Source organism: Aliiruegeria sabulilitoris, assembly GCF_001558155.1.
Taxonomy (GTDB): domain Bacteria; phylum Pseudomonadota; class Alphaproteobacteria; order Rhodobacterales; family Rhodobacteraceae; genus Tropicimonas; species Tropicimonas sabulilitoris.
Genome location: NZ_LOAS01000008.1, coordinates 14,915 through 29,472 on the forward strand (window position 1 = coordinate 14,915; position 14,558 = coordinate 29,472).

Annotated in this window: 12 protein-coding genes; 6 read left to right on the forward strand and 6 right to left on the reverse strand. The window is 62.5% G+C overall.

The annotated features are described in order from the left end of the window. Positions 1-43: 43 nt before the first annotated feature. The 4 genes from AX756_RS07625 to fabF all read right to left on the reverse strand — a co-directional run bounded on the left by AX756_RS07625 (position 44) and on the right by fabF (position 4,321). Entirely contained in the window at positions 44-1,387 is a 1,344-nt protein-coding gene (locus tag AX756_RS07625) for a DNA-packaging protein (RefSeq protein WP_068309873.1), read from the reverse strand. Further along, positions 1,326-1,667: a hypothetical protein gene (locus tag AX756_RS25560; RefSeq protein ID WP_156461419.1), complete on the reverse strand. Its 342-nt coding sequence runs from the start codon at positions 1,665-1,667 to the stop codon at positions 1,326-1,328. The genes AX756_RS07625 and AX756_RS25560 overlap by 62 nt, the downstream gene beginning before the upstream one ends. A gap of 192 nt (positions 1,668-1,859) precedes the next feature. Then, the gene (mltG, locus tag AX756_RS07635; RefSeq protein ID WP_068309875.1) at positions 1,860-3,059 is read right to left on the reverse strand and encodes an endolytic transglycosylase MltG; all 1,200 of its coding nucleotides are present in this window, start codon (positions 3,057-3,059) and stop codon (positions 1,860-1,862) included. Then, the gene (fabF, locus tag AX756_RS07640) at positions 3,059-4,321 is read right to left on the reverse strand and encodes a beta-ketoacyl-ACP synthase II (protein ID WP_068310103.1); all 1,263 of its coding nucleotides are present in this window, start codon (positions 4,319-4,321) and stop codon (positions 3,059-3,061) included. Before fabF ends, mltG begins: the two co-directional genes overlap by 1 nt. Before the next feature lie 575 nt (positions 4,322-4,896). Between fabF and AX756_RS07645 the strand changes: the two genes are divergently transcribed. From AX756_RS07645 to gluQRS, 6 genes are all read left to right on the forward strand, one after another. Next, entirely contained in the window at positions 4,897-6,327 is a 1,431-nt protein-coding gene (locus tag AX756_RS07645) for a carbon starvation CstA family protein (RefSeq protein ID WP_068309876.1), read from the forward strand. Between the two features lie 270 nt (positions 6,328-6,597). Further along, positions 6,598-9,384, forward strand: coding sequence for a DNA gyrase subunit A (gene gyrA, locus AX756_RS07650; protein ID WP_068309877.1), 2,787 nt, complete (start codon positions 6,598-6,600; stop codon positions 9,382-9,384). 457 nt (positions 9,385-9,841) lie between these two features. Then, positions 9,842-10,462, forward strand: coding sequence for a hypothetical protein (locus AX756_RS07655; RefSeq protein ID WP_156461420.1), 621 nt, complete (start codon positions 9,842-9,844; stop codon positions 10,460-10,462). Positions 10,463-10,509: 47 nt separating this feature from the next. Then, positions 10,510-11,889 carry a methylenetetrahydrofolate--tRNA-(uracil(54)-C(5))-methyltransferase (FADH(2)-oxidizing) TrmFO gene (gene trmFO, locus AX756_RS07660; protein ID WP_068310105.1) on the forward strand — a complete coding sequence of 460 codons (1,380 nt, stop codon included), beginning with the start codon at positions 10,510-10,512 and terminating at the stop codon, positions 11,887-11,889. Further along, on the forward strand, positions 11,886-12,074 hold the full coding sequence (locus AX756_RS07665) for a hypothetical protein (RefSeq protein WP_068309879.1): 189 nt from the start codon (positions 11,886-11,888) through the stop codon (positions 12,072-12,074). Before trmFO ends, AX756_RS07665 begins: the two co-directional genes overlap by 4 nt. Positions 12,075-12,078: 4 nt before the next feature. After that, positions 12,079-12,933 carry a tRNA glutamyl-Q(34) synthetase GluQRS gene (gluQRS, locus tag AX756_RS07670; protein ID WP_068309880.1) on the forward strand — a complete coding sequence of 285 codons (855 nt, stop codon included), beginning with the start codon at positions 12,079-12,081 and terminating at the stop codon, positions 12,931-12,933. Positions 12,934-13,084: 151 nt separating this feature from the next. Here gluQRS and ndk read toward each other — a convergent pair whose 3' ends face one another. Both ndk and AX756_RS07680 read right to left on the reverse strand, forming a co-directional pair. Beyond that, the gene (gene ndk / locus AX756_RS07675; RefSeq protein WP_068309881.1) at positions 13,085-13,507 is read right to left on the reverse strand and encodes a nucleoside-diphosphate kinase; all 423 of its coding nucleotides are present in this window, start codon (positions 13,505-13,507) and stop codon (positions 13,085-13,087) included. Between the two features lie 91 nt (positions 13,508-13,598). After that, positions 13,599-14,492: a hypothetical protein gene (locus tag AX756_RS07680; RefSeq protein ID WP_156461421.1), complete on the reverse strand. Its 894-nt coding sequence runs from the start codon at positions 14,490-14,492 to the stop codon at positions 13,599-13,601. Between the last annotated feature and the right edge of the window lie 66 nt (positions 14,493-14,558).

The window sequence follows — 14,558 nt, forward strand, 5'->3', positions numbered from 1 at the left end:
ACCCGAGCGCGCCGCACGTCTTCCAGATCTGAAGTGGTTTTCGTTACAGCGTCCGGATCGTCGGTCGCCGGAATTGCGCAGCCGGATCCAGCAGCAGTTCCGTCATCGCCCAGACAAGCGCGTCGACCCGGTCGGGCGAGCCCCTGCCCTCATATCCGCGCGTGGTCATCCGGCACATCTGGTCTTCCAGCGCGCCAAGCCCCCGCACATGCTTCACCCGACCCTGCTCATAAAGCGCGGCCACTGGTTCCGCCCGCGCGCTCTTGCCATGCCGGGCGCGAACCGCCTTGTAGGGCAGCATAGGGTCTATCTGGTTCAGCACCGTCTTCACCAGATCGCCCCCCTGGTTCACCTCGGCCACAAGCCGGTCCGCGGCATGCCGATCCATCGCCGCCACGGCCGCATGCGCCCATTGCAACGGCGAGGCCGCCGAAACGCTCGCATCCTCAAGAACAACGGCTTCCCAGTCCTTCGGATCACCCTTGGTGACCGCACCGACCACCACGATCCCGCATTCATCCGAGCCCTTGTTGCCTGTCACCGGCGGGTCCACCGCCACGACAACCCGGTCGAATTCCGGCAGAACATCCACCCGCGCCGCTTCGACCCCTCTAGAGGTCCAAAGCGCTCCCTCGGTATCCTCGACCAGTACCCCGTCCAGCTCCTGCCGGCCAAGCCGCGTTCCGTCATAGCGCGCCCGGACTTCCTCCAGGAAACTGTCCGCCAGGTTCGCCCGATTCGCCTCTGTGGGCGCCGCCGTCGTCACGGTCGAGTCCCGCTTCAACAGCTCCTTAAGGATCTGCACATCACGTGGAGTGGTCGTCACGCATTGCCGCGGGTTGTCGCCCAACCGCAAACCGAATTGCAGCATCGACCACGTCTCATCGGCTTTCTTCCACTTGGCCAGTTCGTCCACCCAGGCCGCGTCGAATTGCGGACCCCGAAGCGCCTCCGGCTCATGCGCGGAAAAAGCCTGGGCAATCGCCCCGTTCGGCCATTCCAACTGCCGCTTGCCTGAATGCCACTCAGGCACCCGGTCGGGCGGCGAACAGGCGATAATCCCGCTATCGCCAAACACCATAACATCGCGGACCTGATCGAACGTCTCGCCGACCAGCGCGACACGGCGGGACCGGCCGGGTTCCTCCGGCCGCCCCCCTTCTACCTGGGTCCGAACCCATTCCGAGCCGGCGCGGGTCTTGCCCGCGCCCCTGCCGCCCAGGATCACCCAGGTCTTCCAATCCCCACCGGGTGGGAGCTGGTGCGGTAGCGCCCAGAACTCGAAAAGCCACGGCAACGCACAAAGCGCGTGCTCGCTCAGCCCCTCAAGAAACGCTTCCTGCTCCGCTTGCGGCGCGGATGCGAGCCATTCGGCGCCCAATTTCATTGCGGGCCCCGGCAAGGTCGAGGCTCTGCTCATGAACATCCCCGACGAGCCTTCTGCGAAGGTCTTCGACATTGCGAGCTTCCTCCATCATGGCCATAGAAGCCTTGCGGATTTCGGTCAGCACCGAACCCAGCTTCTTTGCGCGATCGGTCTTGCCGTCGCCGATTTCCCGAACGATGTCGGTCAGCTCCTTGCTGGAGCTACGATAGATTTCTGCGGCCTGATCAAAATACTGACCGACGTTTTCACCCGAGGTTTCGGGGGTCGTAGATTTATGCATTTTCTGAACCTGCTCATGCTCATTCCCTCCGAACAAGCGAAATGAAAAAGCACCGTGAGCCTCTCGGCCCCGGTGCTTGCCCACTTCTTCCAGCGTGACTTGTTTCTACTTTGGACCGTTCGCAGAGTCAAGCTCGGCGTGTCGCCCCGCAACGAAGCAGCGCACGGCAAGTTACTGTTTGTTAACCATTTCTCACTGGTTGGCTTGCCCGGCCTCGATCTCGCGCCAGCGAGCGACGTTCACATTATGCTCCCTGAGCGTGGCGGCAAATGCATGTCCGCCTGTGCCGTCGGCCACGAAGAACAAGTAGTCGCTCGTATCCGGATTGAGCGTCGCCGCAATCGCCTGACGGCCGGGATTGGCAATGGGAGTCGGCGGAAGCCCTTGAATAACATAGGTGTTGTAGGGGGTCGCCCCGCGCAACTCGCTCTGCCGCAAGCCGCGTCCCAACACACCCTTCCCCTCGGTGATCCCATAGATCACGGTGGGGTCCGTTTGCAGGCGCATCCCCTGGTTCAGGCGGTTGACGAACACGCTCGCCACCAGTGGGCGTTCCGCTGCCACGCCGGTTTCCTTCTCCACGATCGAGGCGAGAGTCAGCGCTTCCTCCGGGCTCTCCAGTGGCAGCCCGGCCTGGCGCGTCTGCCAGAGCTCGGCCAAAATCGTCTCCTGCTTCGCTTCCATCCGCTCAAGAATCGCCGCACGATTCCCACCGCGAGTCGTCTCGTAGCTGTCCGGGGCGAGGTACCCCTCGGCCGGAATCTCCGAAATCTCGCCGCTCAGGAACTCCGCCGCCTTCAGCGACTCAACGACCTGCCAGCTCGTCACGCCTTCTGCCAGAGTCACCCGATAGCTCGTGCTCGGTCGTTCCATCAGCGAGCCCAGCGAAACCGTTCCCCCGGCAATCGTGCTCTCGACCGCCAGGTTCATGTCCAGCGGCGGCAGTTCGGCGCCAAGGTCAACCCGCGCTAGCTCCAGCTGCTCCTGCGTCGCCGGATCCAGCTCCCGCACGATGACACGGGCAACATTCACACCGATCTGCAGATTGATATCTGTGCCGCAGGTGCTGCGTCCGCTGGCTGTCACCACCTCGATGATGTTTTCCATCGACGCTCCCGCCGGAACCACGAAGCTTCCCGCCTTGAGCTGTTCGGACTTGTCTTCATAATCCGCGCCAATCCGGAAGATCGCCGAGCTGCTGATCGCTCCGCGCGCCTCCAGATCCTTCGAAACGGATGTCATCGAGGCGCCCGACGGCACCAGAAGGCAGATTGCCTCCTCAAGCGGGCCTTGGCCCGCATATTCACTGCGCCCCCAGGCAAGGATGCCGGCGACCGCCAGCAAGATCACAATACCTATGGTCAGCGCATTGGAGGCAATCGCCCGCGCCATCAGTCCTCAACCTTCCCCATGATCAGGCTGGCATTGGTGCCGCCAAAGCCGAAAGAGTTCGACAGGACATATTTGATCTCGCGCTCACGCTTTACCTTGGGAACAAGATCCAGCTTCACCCCCTCGGGCGGGTTGTCGAGATTGAGCGTCGGTGGGGCCACCTGGTCCCGAATTGCCAGTATACAGAAAATCGCCTCGACCGCGCCGGCCGCACCCAGAAGGTGACCGATCGAAGATTTGGTCGAGGACATCGTTGCCTTGCTTGCCGCATCGCCCAGCATCCGCTCCACAGCGGCCAACTCGATCGTGTCCGCCATGGTCGACGTACCATGCGCGTTTATATAGTCGATCTGCCCCGGCTCCAGCCCGGCCCGCTTCAGCGCGGCCTGCATCGAGCGGAAACCGCCATCGCCATCCTCGGACGGCGCGGTGATGTGATAAGCGTCTCCCGACAGGCCGTAGCCAAGAATCTCGGCATAGATCTTCGCGCCGCGCGCCTTCGCGTGCTCGTATTCTTCCAAAACGACAACGCCAGCGCCCTCGCCCATCACGAAACCGTCGCGCTCGGCGTCATAAGGCCGGCTGGCCGCCTTCGGATCGTCCGCCCGTTTTGTCGACAGCGCCTTGCAGGCGTTGAAGCCGGCAATACCGATCTCGCTGATCGGGTTCTCGGCCCCGCCGGCAATCATCACGTCGGCATCGCCCCACTGGATCAAACGCGCCGCGTCGCCAATGGCATGTGCGCCGGTCGAACAGGCCGTCACCACCGCGTGGTTCGGCCCCTTGAAGCCATAGCGAATGCCAACCTGTCCACTCACGAGGTTGATCAGGGCCGACGGAATGAAGAACGGCGACACGCGCCGCGGCCCCTTCTCGGCCATCATCACCGCAGTGTCGGCAATCGCCGACAGCCCGCCAATACCAGCACCGATCATCACGCCCGTGCGCAACCGGCTCTCTTCGTCCTCGGGCGTCCAGCCGGCATCCTTAACCGCCATGTCGGCCGCCGCCACTCCGTACAGGATGAAGTCATCGACCTTCCGGCGTTCCTTCGGCTCCATGTGGGCATCCGGGTTGAAGGTCCCGTCACTGCCATCGCCAAAGGGGATCTCACAGGCATATTTCGTGGTGACCCGCGAATTGTCGAAACGCGTGATCTCACCCGCACCCGATTGGCCATCCAGCAGACGCGACCATGTCTCCTCGACGCCGCTCGCCAGCGGCGTGACCATACCCAAACCGGTAACAACCACTCGACGCATATCTTTCACCTCGGTCCGATTTTCCGTTGGGGCCTGATACACGGGGTCGCAAGCGCGCGCAACAAGGCCCGGAACCCGCAAAGGCAAAACCGACAGGCCATTTTCACGCACCGCCATGGCCCCGACAGCCCGAAAACGTCCTCCGCCAGAAGGCCTGGGTCAGCGCCATCGCTCATCGCACAACAAGGTCATCCATCGCCCGACAAGGTCGCAAGACGCGCCCACCTCTACCGCCTGCCGAAATTGACCATTTGCTCAAATTTCGAGCATCACCTTCCGTATACATAGAGCGCCCAATCGCCGCGCCACGCCTGTCGCGCCCTGGAACACACCGCCCGACAAGGCTCCAAACACTGCAGCGCAGCAAGAGCCCATCACGACAACCCTTTCCACGAAAACCATAAAAACAGGGGCAAAGACGCCGCCCTTGCAAGCGCAGAACATGATTAACGAAGCAATAACTTCAGGCCATGGCCGCTATGCCCGTGGCTCCGGTTGACATGGCATCCCATGGGCGTAGGGGGCGAAATCAGGAAAAAACCACGCGCGATCCAAATTCCAATGGAGGGAATACAGTGCTTTTCTTCTCTGCCTGCGTCGGGCTGCTGATCCTTGGCTACTTCACCTATGGTGTCGTTGTCGAACGGATCTTCGAACCCGACACCAACCGCAAAACCCCCTGCTGGACCCGGGAAGACGGTGTTGACTATATCAACATGCCGACCTGGAAGGTCTTCTTCATCCAGCTTCTCGACATTGCCGGCCTCGGCCCGATCTTCGGCCCGATCCTCGGCGCGCTCTACGGCCCCCAGGCGCTGCTCTGGGTCGTCATCGGCTCTATCTTCGCCGGCGGTGTGCACGACTACTTCTCCGGAATGCTCTCGGTCCGCCGCGGCGGTGAGTCCATCCCCGAGGTTGTGGGCGATTTCATGGGCATGCCGGCCCGCCAGGTGCTGCGCGTCTTCTCCGTCGTGCTGCTTCTGCTTGTCGGCGTGGTCTTCATACTCGGCCCGGCGAAGCTCTTGTCGAGCATGACCGGCCTGAACGTCCAGCTTCTGGTGTTCTTCATCTTCGTCTACTACTTCATCGCCACCGTGCTGCCGATCGACAAGATCATCGGCCGGCTCTACCCGATCTTCGGCGCGCTGCTGCTGTTCATGACCTTCGGCGTGCTCTTCGGGCTGATCTTCAATGGCTATGAACTGCTGCCGAACCTGGACTTCACCGCCAACGTTCACCCCAAGGACGTCCCGATCTGGCCGCTTCTGTTCATCACGCTGTCCTGTGGCGCCATATCCGGCTTCCACTCGACGCAGTCGCCGCTCATGGCCCGCTGCATCCGCAACGAAAGCCGTGGCCGCATGGTCTTCTACGGCGCCATGATCGTCGAAGGCATCATCGCGCTGATCTGGGTCACCGCAGGCACCAGCTTCTACGCTGACAGCGCCGCGCTGCAGGCCGTCATCGACGCCGGCTCGCCCTCTGCCGTGGTCAACGAGATCTGCAACTCGCTGCTCGGCCCGTTCGGCGGCTTTCTGGCCATCCTCGGCGTGGTGATCCTGCCGATCACCTCCGGCGACACCGCCTTCCGCTCGACCCGCCTGATCCTCGCCGAAAGCTTCGGCGTCGACCAGTCCGCGACCGTCAAGCGCCTGGCCATCGCGATCCCGCTCTTCGTGGTCGCCTTCTTCGTCAGCCGTGCCGACTTCGCCATGATCTGGCGCTATTTCGGCTGGTCCAACCAGATGCTGTCGATGATGGTGCTCTGGTCGGCCGCGATCTACCTGGCTCAGAAGGGCAAGTTCCACTGGATCGCCTCGATCCCGGCCGTCTTCATGACCGCCGTTGATGCCGCCTTCATCCTGCAAGCCCAGATCGGCCTTGGACTGCCGGCGAATATCTCCAATATCGCCAGCGTCGTGATCGCCGCCGCCGCCTTCGCCTATTTCCTGCGCTACGCAACAGGAAAGAAAGCCAGCGCAGCGATGGCCGAAAACCCAAGCTGAGCTGACTTTCAATCAATGCCATCGGGCCGCGCCGAACAAACGGCGCGGCTCTTTTCGTGCTGCGCTCATCGGAAAGCCCGGCAAGCCATCATCTGTTTGAAAATATCCCGGGGGAACGCGCTCGCCAGAGCGTGTGGGGGCAGCGCCCCCCGCAACGAAAGACACCTCCCCGCACGCTCATTTTGCGCGCTACCATTGCACCCCATCTCGTGGGCCTGCTAAGAAGGCTTATCCAGATATAGCGGTGCGCAACAGAGAACGCAGGCAAACATGACCGACATTCCTCAGCCTCCCGAGAACACCGAAGAAGATCGTCCCGAACGTCCCGGTTATGACGGTCCGACCATCGACATTTCGGACGAGATGAAGGCGTCCTATCTCGATTACGCGATGAGCGTGATCGTGAGCCGGGCCATTCCGGACCTGCGCGACGGACTCAAACCCGTGCACCGGCGCATCCTCTACGCGATGCACGAAACGGGCAATTCGCACGACAAGTCCTATCGCAAATCGGCCCGCCCGGTTGGCGACACGATGGGCAAGTATCACCCGCATGGCGACAGCGCGATCTATGACGCGCTGGTGCGCATGGCGCAGCCCTTCTCGATGTCTCTGCCGCTTCTGGACGGACAGGGCAATTTCGGCTCCATGGACGGCGATAACGCCGCCGCCATGCGTTACACCGAAGTGCGCATGGACAAACCCGCCGCGTTTCTTCTGGCCGATATCGACAAGGACACCGTCAATTTCCAGGACAATTACGACGGCAAGGACCGCGAGCCGACCGTCCTGCCGGCGCGCTTCCCCAACATGCTGGTCAACGGCGCCGGCGGCATCGCCGTCGGCATGGCGACCAATATCCCGCCGCATAACCTCGGCGAGGTGGTAGATGCCACGCTGGCGCTGATCGAGAATCCGGATCTCACCTCCGAGGACCTGATCGAGTACATCCCGGGCCCCGACTTCCCCACCGGCGCTGTCATGCTTGGGCGTTCCGGTGCCCGCAAGGCCTATCTGGAGGGCCGCGGCTCGGTGATCCTGCGCGCGAAAACCCGCGTCGAGGAGATCCGCAAGGACCGCTATGCCATCGTGCTCGACGAGATCCCCTACCAGGTCAACAAAGCCTCGATGATCGAGAAGATCGCCGAGATGGTCCGCGACAAGAAGATCGAGGGCGTGGCCCACGTGCAGGACGAATCCGACCGTATCGGCGTCCGCGTGGTGATCGAGCTCAAGCGCGACGCGACCCCCGATGTCGTTCTCAACCAACTCTGGCGCTTCACACCGATGCAGACCTCTTTCGGCTGCAACATGCTGGCGCTCAATGGCGGCCGGCCGGAACAGCTCACCCTGCGCCAGTTCCTCACCGCCTTCGTCGATTTCCGCGAGGAGGTCGTCGCCCGCCGCACGGCCTTTGAGCTGCGCAAGGCACGGGAACGCTCCCACATCCTCTGCGGCCTCGCCGTCGCCGTCTCCAATGTGGACGAGGTCGTGGCCACCATCCGGTCCTCCGCCGATCCCGCCGAGGCGCGCGAGAAGCTGATGACCCGGCGCTGGCCGGCCCATGACATCGCCTACTACATCCGCCTGATCGACGACCCGACCCACAAGATGAACGAGGACGGGACCTACAACCTCTCCGAAACCCAAGCCCGCGCCATTCTCGAGCTGCGCCTGCAGCGGCTCACAGCAATGGGCGTCAAGGAGGTCACCGACGAGCTGGAAGAGCTGGCGAAGAAGATCATCGACTATCTCGATATCCTGCGCTCGCGCGAACGGATCATGCAGATCATCGCCACCGAGCTGACCGAGGTACGTGATCAATTCGCTGTGCCGCGGCGCACCGAGATCGTCGACTGGTCCGGCGACATGGAAGACGAGGACCTCATCGAACGTGAGGACATGGTCGTCACCATCACCCAGTCGGGCTATATAAAGCGTACCCCGCTCGCAGATTTCCGCGCCCAGCGACGCGGCGGCAAGGGGCTGTCGGGCATGGCCACCAAGGATGACGATGTGGTCACCACGCTCTTCGTCGCCAATACCCATACCCAGCTCCTCTTCTTCACTACCGACGGGATGGCCTACAAGCTCAAGACCTGGAGGCTCCCGCTCGGCGGGCGGACGGCCAAGGGCAAGGCGATCGTCAACATCCTGCCGATCCCGACGGGCGTTTCCATTGCCGCCATCATGCCGGTGGACCGCGACGAGGAGGATTGGGGCGAGCTTCAGATCGTCTTTGCCACCTCGGCCGGAACGGTGCGACGCAACGCGCTCAGCGATTTCACCAATGTGAAGCGCAACGGCAAGATCGCGATGAAATTCGAGGACGAGGATGCCGAAGTGCGGCTGATCAATGCCCGGATCTGCTCCGAGAACGACGACGTGATGCTGGTCACCAAGCTCGGCCGCGCCATCCGTTTCCGCAGCACCGACGTTCGGGTCTTCAACTCGCGCGCCTCGCTCGGTGTACGTGGCATCCGGCTTGCGACAGGCGACGAGGTCGTCTCCATGTCCGTCATCCGCCATTTCGAAGCCGATCCCGCCGAACGCGCCGCGTATCTCAAGCAACGCCGCGCTGTGGCCGGTGCGCCAGACGATGCCGAAGCCGACGATGACGAGACCCTCGTCGAGGGAGGCCAGCTGACGCAAGAACGCTATGCCGAGATGTCCGCCGCCGAAGACCTGATCCTGACGATCACCGCCGGCGGCGCCGGCAAGACCTCGTCGAGCCACGACTACCCCGTGCGCGGACGCGGCGGCCAAGGCGTGGCGGCAATGGACCGTGCCATGCGCGGCGGCCCGCTCGTGGCCTGTTTCCCTGTCGAAGGGGATGACCAGATCATGCTGGCCACCTCGACCGGTCAGTCGATTCGCTGCCCGGTGGATGGAATCTCCTTCCGCTCGCGCGGAGCGGGCGGCGTGCGCGTCTTCGACACTGGCGCAGGCGAGGAAGTTGTCTCCGTCGCGCGGATCGCCGAACAGGCCGAGCCGGACGAGATGGAAGAGGCCGAGGATGCGGCCAGCGAAACCGGTTCGGATCCCGATAGCGAATGATACGCAAGGGGGCGCATGGCGCCCCCTTTTCGCTGCACGCCCCCGACCGTTCTTCCACCCGTCGACGGGCGCGAATCGCAGCGCTTTTTCTCTCTTCCTAGCCCCTTGTTTCTCTTCGTTTTCTTCAAGTGAGACAAAGTCGCCAGAAACGAATTCGTTAACGGCTGGCCGTTAAGGACCGAGGCCAAATTAAGGCGAACGCGGGGCATAGAATTGCCTTTTTCCGCGATTTCCCCCATGAAAACGGACTGTTTCCGAGCCTTAATTGAGAAAAGGTTAATCAGGCTGCCCCTGTTTCCACCACTTTCTTCGTCCGTAAATTTCACAAACCTTCCCTTCACCTGCCCCTTTCAGACGCCATTCTGGGACCAGTCAAGAATTGTCGTCACAGCCAATGAGTTCGAGCAGTACAGGTACGAATGAGGCGACAGGCAGTAGAGACAGTAGGGACAAACGAATGTACAGCACCACTGGAGACCGCCTCGTCCTGGGAGCAACAGCCCAGAACCTATTGAGAATACTGATCGCCTCCTACTTTCTCGCGGGAGCAGTAGGACTGATACCGGGCACGGACCTGACGGCCCTGACGGACAGGTTCCTGCCCACAGATATCGCGTCGCCTTTTGCGGGCGCGCTGGTGTTCTCGCTTGCCTACCTTGTGATGATCGGTGTCTGGCTGCGCGGCGCGGCGCTGACGCTGGGTATCCTGACCTTCTGGGCCAGCTACCTGCGCATGATGGATCTCGGACTGGAAAGCGAACTCGGCATTTTCTGGCGCGACCTCGCGCTGATCGCTTCGCTCATGCTCACCTATGCCGAACCCGACCGGACCGCAGCACGCAACCGCGGGATCGTCCGCTGGAACCGCCGTCGTGTCGTGCATCCCCGCCGCATCTCGCCGCGTCGGGTCGAGAACGTGATCGCCGAGCCGACAGAAAAACCGAAAAAGCAGCCGCAACGGCGCGATATCCAGAACAGCTACGAGCCTTACGAGCCGCCCTATGGCCATGACAAGGTCTCGATCGAGGAGCTGGAACGGATTTTCCAGGAAGATTTCGAGATCGCCCGCTCGAGCTAGGCGCGGAGCTCCTTCCCAAAACGCGCCCGATCGCCTAGATGGCGCACATGACAAAAGCGATCCACATCATCGGCGGCGGCATGGCCGGCTCCGAAGCTGCCTGGCAGGCCACCCGGATGGGTGTGCCTGTCATCCTGCATGAAATGCGCCCCAAGGTCGAAACCTTCGCCCACCGCACCGGCAACCTCGCCGAGATGGTCTGTTCCAATTCCTTCCGTTCGGATGATGACGAGAACAACGCCGTGGGCCTGCTGCATTGGGAAATGCGCGTGGCCGACGGGTTGATCATGAATACGGCCGATGCCTATTCCATCCCCGCAGGCGGAGCGCTCGCGGTGGACCGTGACCCCTTCGCAGAGGCCGTGACGCGCAAGCTGCGCTCCCATCCGCTTGTGACCGTGGTCGAGCAGGAGATCACCGCCCTGCCCGGCCCCGAGGACGGCCCTGTCATCATAGCCACCGGACCGCTCACCGGCGGCGGGCTGGCCGAGGCCATCGCCGCAGAGGCCGGCCAGGAGAGCCTCGCCTTCTTCGACGCCATCGCCCCCATCGTCTATGCCGACTCCATCGATATGGACGTCGCCTGGATGCAGTCGCGCTATGACAAGGGCGAGACGGAGGAAGAGCGCACCGCCTATCTCAACTGCCCGATGGACAAGCCGCAATACGAGGCCTTCATCGACGCGTTGCTGGACGCCGACAAGGCCGAGTTCAAGGAGGGCGAGACCGCGAAATACTTCGACGGCTGCCTGCCGATCGAGGTCATGGCAGAGCGCGGTCGCGAGACGCTCCGCCACGGGCCGATGAAGCCCGTGGGCCTGACCAACCGGCACAAGCCGGAGGAAAAGGCCTATGCCGTCGTACAACTGCGCCGCGACAACGCTCTCGGCACGCTGTTCAACATCGTGGGTTTCCAGACCAAGATGAAATACGGCGCGCAAACCGAGGTGTTCCGGATGATCCCGGCCTTGGAGAACGCCCGCTTTGCCCGGCTTGGCGGCATTCACCGCAACACCTTCATCAACTCGCCGACGCTTCTGGACGCGCAGATGCGCCTGAAGAGCAAGCCGCATATCCGTTTCGCCGGCCAGATCACCGGCGTGGAGGGCTACGTGGAAAGCGCCGCGATGGGCCTGTTGGCGGGCCGCATGGCCGCCACCGAGGTTCTGGGCCAGACGCTGCCGCCTGTACCGCAGGATACCGCCATGGGCGCGCTGCTCACCCACATCACCGGCGGCGCAGAGGCCAAGACGTTCCAACCGATGAACGTCAATTTCGGTCTTTTCCGACCCGTCGACGCCAAGGGGGGCCGCAAGGGCCGCAAGATCCGCTACAAGCTCTATACGGACCGCGCCAAGGCCGCCTGGGCCGACTGGCTCGGTATCCCTGCGCCTGAACCCGCCGCCCCACAGGAGCAAGCCTTGTGAACTACCTTCTGGCCATATTGCTTCCGCCGCTCTCGATCATGCTCGCCGGACGTCCCATTCTGGGAATCATCACCTTCGTCATCTGGGTGCCGGCGCTCATCTTTTCCGGCGGGCTGACGCATCCGATGTTCATCCTGCTGGCCTGGTTCCTGATCCATCAGGGCGTGGTGACCCGCGACCGTTGAGCTCATGATCACCCGTTTCGCCCCGTCGCCGACCGGCCCTTTGCATTTGGGGCACGCCTATTCGGCGATTCTGGCCTCGGACATGGCGCGGGCGGCGGGCGGAAGTTTCCTGCTCCGCATCGAGGATATCGACCGGAGCCGCGCCCGCCCTGAGTGGGAGGCGCAGATCTTCGATGATCTGCAATGGCTCGGACTCGACTGGCCGGAGCCGGTGATGCGGCAATCCGAACGCCTGCCCGTTTACCGCGCAGCGCTGCAAGAGCTGTGGAGCCGCGGATTGCTCTATCCCTGTTCCTGCCGCCGCCGCGATATTCTGGAGGCCGCCAGCGCTCCGCAAGAGGGCGGCGCGCCCGTCATGGGGCCGGACGGAATCGTTTATCCCGGCACCTGCCGCGACAAGCCGCGGCCCGTCGACATGCCCGCAGAGGCCTTGAGGCTGAACGTGAGAAAGTCTCTTGAAGGCATTGATACTATTTCATTTCAAGAAAATAGGTCCGGGCCGAAAGGGGAATGCGGAACAATTGACATCCGGTCGGAAACCCTCATCGACTCCATTGGCGATATCGTTCTTGCGCGCCGCGACATGGGGACATCGTACCATCTCGCGGTGGTGATCGACGATGCCGCTCAGGGCATCACCCATGTCATTCGCGGCCAGGACCTGTTCGAGGCCACGGCCATCCATGTGCTTCTGCAAAGGCTGCTTGGCCTGCCCCAGCCGGTTTATCATCACCACCGGCTGATCCGCGACGACGCCGGCAAGCGGCTGGCCAAGCGCGACAACGCGCGGGCGATTGCGAAATTCCGGGCGGAGGGGGCGAGTCCGGCGGATATTCGAGAAATGGTGGGACTCGGCTGATTTGAAGGCCGGAGGGGGGCGTTGCCCCCCGCGCTCTGGCGAGCGCTCCCCCCAGGATATTTTCCGAACAGATGATGGACTGCGTGCCGGAAAGGAAAAGGCCGCGCCGATTGAGCGGCGCGGCCTTGAATTTCTGTCGCTTCGTGGCGCCTTAGCCGACCAGTTCGAGGCCGGAGAAGAAGTAGCCGATCTCGAAGGCGGCGGTTTCCGGGGCGTCGGAGCCGTGCACGGAGTTTTCGCCGAGCGAGAGGGCGAATTCGCGGCGGATGGTGCCTTCGGCGGCATCGGCGGGGTTGGTCGCGCCCATGACTTCGCGGTTCTTCGCGATGGCGTCTTCTCCTTCGAGGACCTGCACGACAACCGGCTCGGAGATCATGAAGGTGGTCAGTTCGTCAAAGAAGGGGCGGTCCTTGTGCACACCGTAGAAGACGCTGGCCTGGGCCTTGGTCATCTGGATACGCTTTTGCGCGACGATGCGCAGACCCGCTTCCTCGAACTTGGCATTGATCTTGCCGGTCAGGTTCCGCTTGGTGGCATCCGGTTTGATGATGGAAAGAGTGCGTTCGATAGCCATTGGAGGTCTCCCTTGGAGGTGTTTGCGCTTGCGCGCGCCGTAGCATGGCCTTGCATGCTTGAAAAGCCCTCAGCCTGCCGCAAGAGCCGGATCACAACGCCCTGCCCTGGGTGGCCAAACGCACTTCCCGGTGGCGCATCTCTGGGCCCGCGCCACGGATTTCCACCGGTGCAGAGGCGTTTTTGCCCATGCGTTCAAGCTCCAGATGCAGCACCGCATCGCCGACCGTGTCCGTTTCGTCCCATCCCGCCGCCATCGTCTCGGCAATCACCCGGGCCATCTTCGTCCAGTCATCGGGAACGAATTGCAGCATGCGCCTTTGCAGGTTGTTCAGCCCGGTTTTCGGGTCGGCTTGCCGTCCGGCACGGATGGCAAAGGCATGTTCCATTTCGGCAGAAACCGCACTGTTCTTTGGGAGAATGGCATTCCCCGAATAGGCGTGCCAAAGGACGCGCAAGGCAGCGGCCCGTTCTGAGCCAAGCGGTGAAGCCTCCCGGATAGGCGGGAAATCCTCTTTCTTCAGGCAGCCGAGAGGCACGAACTTCGCCGTTTCGATCATCAATGTGAAGATCCGATCCGCCGGCACGCCCAAGATCTCCAGAAAGGTCACCAGGAAGAGAAGCATCGCCTGATCGGACGCGCTCCGATCTCCCCAGATTTCGATGCGCTCGGCGCTGCGTAGAACCTGCGAAAAATCGGGCGGCTCGACTTCGGCCAGGGACGGATCGTGCATCATTTCCTGCAACGAGGGTGTGGAAAGGTTGCTGAAAGGGTCCAAAACCAATTCGGCAAAGACCGTGCCATACATCCCCGGCATGTCCGCGTAATAGGTGCCACGGGCTCGCCGAAACGCTGCCATGTCATCCAGCGGTGGAAGCGGGCCGACCGTGAAATCTTCGAAACAGCCCCAGATATCGGCCTCGGGTTCCAATTCGCGGAGCGTGTTGACCGCCGTCACATTGCCCACGAGGATAACGCGTTTCACTTCCTGCTTCCCCCAGTAGCCTTCGACGGCAGCCTGCCGATGACCGGGTCCAACCGCAAGCCTTCG

Excerpts from the sequence above, each read along its gene's own strand:
- AX756_RS07625 (WP_068309873.1), bottom strand. The coding sequence starts at position 1,387 with ATGAAATTGGGCGCCGAATGGCTCGCATCCGCGCCGCAAGCGGAGCAG.
- AX756_RS25560 (WP_156461419.1), bottom strand. The coding sequence starts at position 1,667 with ATGCATAAATCTACGACCCCCGAAACCTCGGGTGAAAACGTCGGTCAG.
- mltG (WP_068309875.1), bottom strand. The coding sequence starts at position 3,059 with ATGGCGCGGGCGATTGCCTCCAATGCGCTGACCATAGGTATTGTGATC.
- fabF (WP_068310103.1), bottom strand. The coding sequence starts at position 4,321 with ATGCGTCGAGTGGTTGTTACCGGTTTGGGTATGGTCACGCCGCTGGCG.
- gyrA (WP_068309877.1), top strand. The coding sequence starts at position 6,598 with ATGACCGACATTCCTCAGCCTCCCGAGAACACCGAAGAAGATCGTCCC.
- AX756_RS07655 (WP_156461420.1), top strand. The coding sequence starts at position 9,842 with ATGTACAGCACCACTGGAGACCGCCTCGTCCTGGGAGCAACAGCCCAG.
- trmFO (WP_068310105.1), top strand. The coding sequence starts at position 10,510 with ATGACAAAAGCGATCCACATCATCGGCGGCGGCATGGCCGGCTCCGAA.
- gluQRS (WP_068309880.1), top strand. The coding sequence starts at position 12,079 with ATGATCACCCGTTTCGCCCCGTCGCCGACCGGCCCTTTGCATTTGGGG.
- ndk (WP_068309881.1), bottom strand. The coding sequence starts at position 13,507 with ATGGCTATCGAACGCACTCTTTCCATCATCAAACCGGATGCCACCAAG.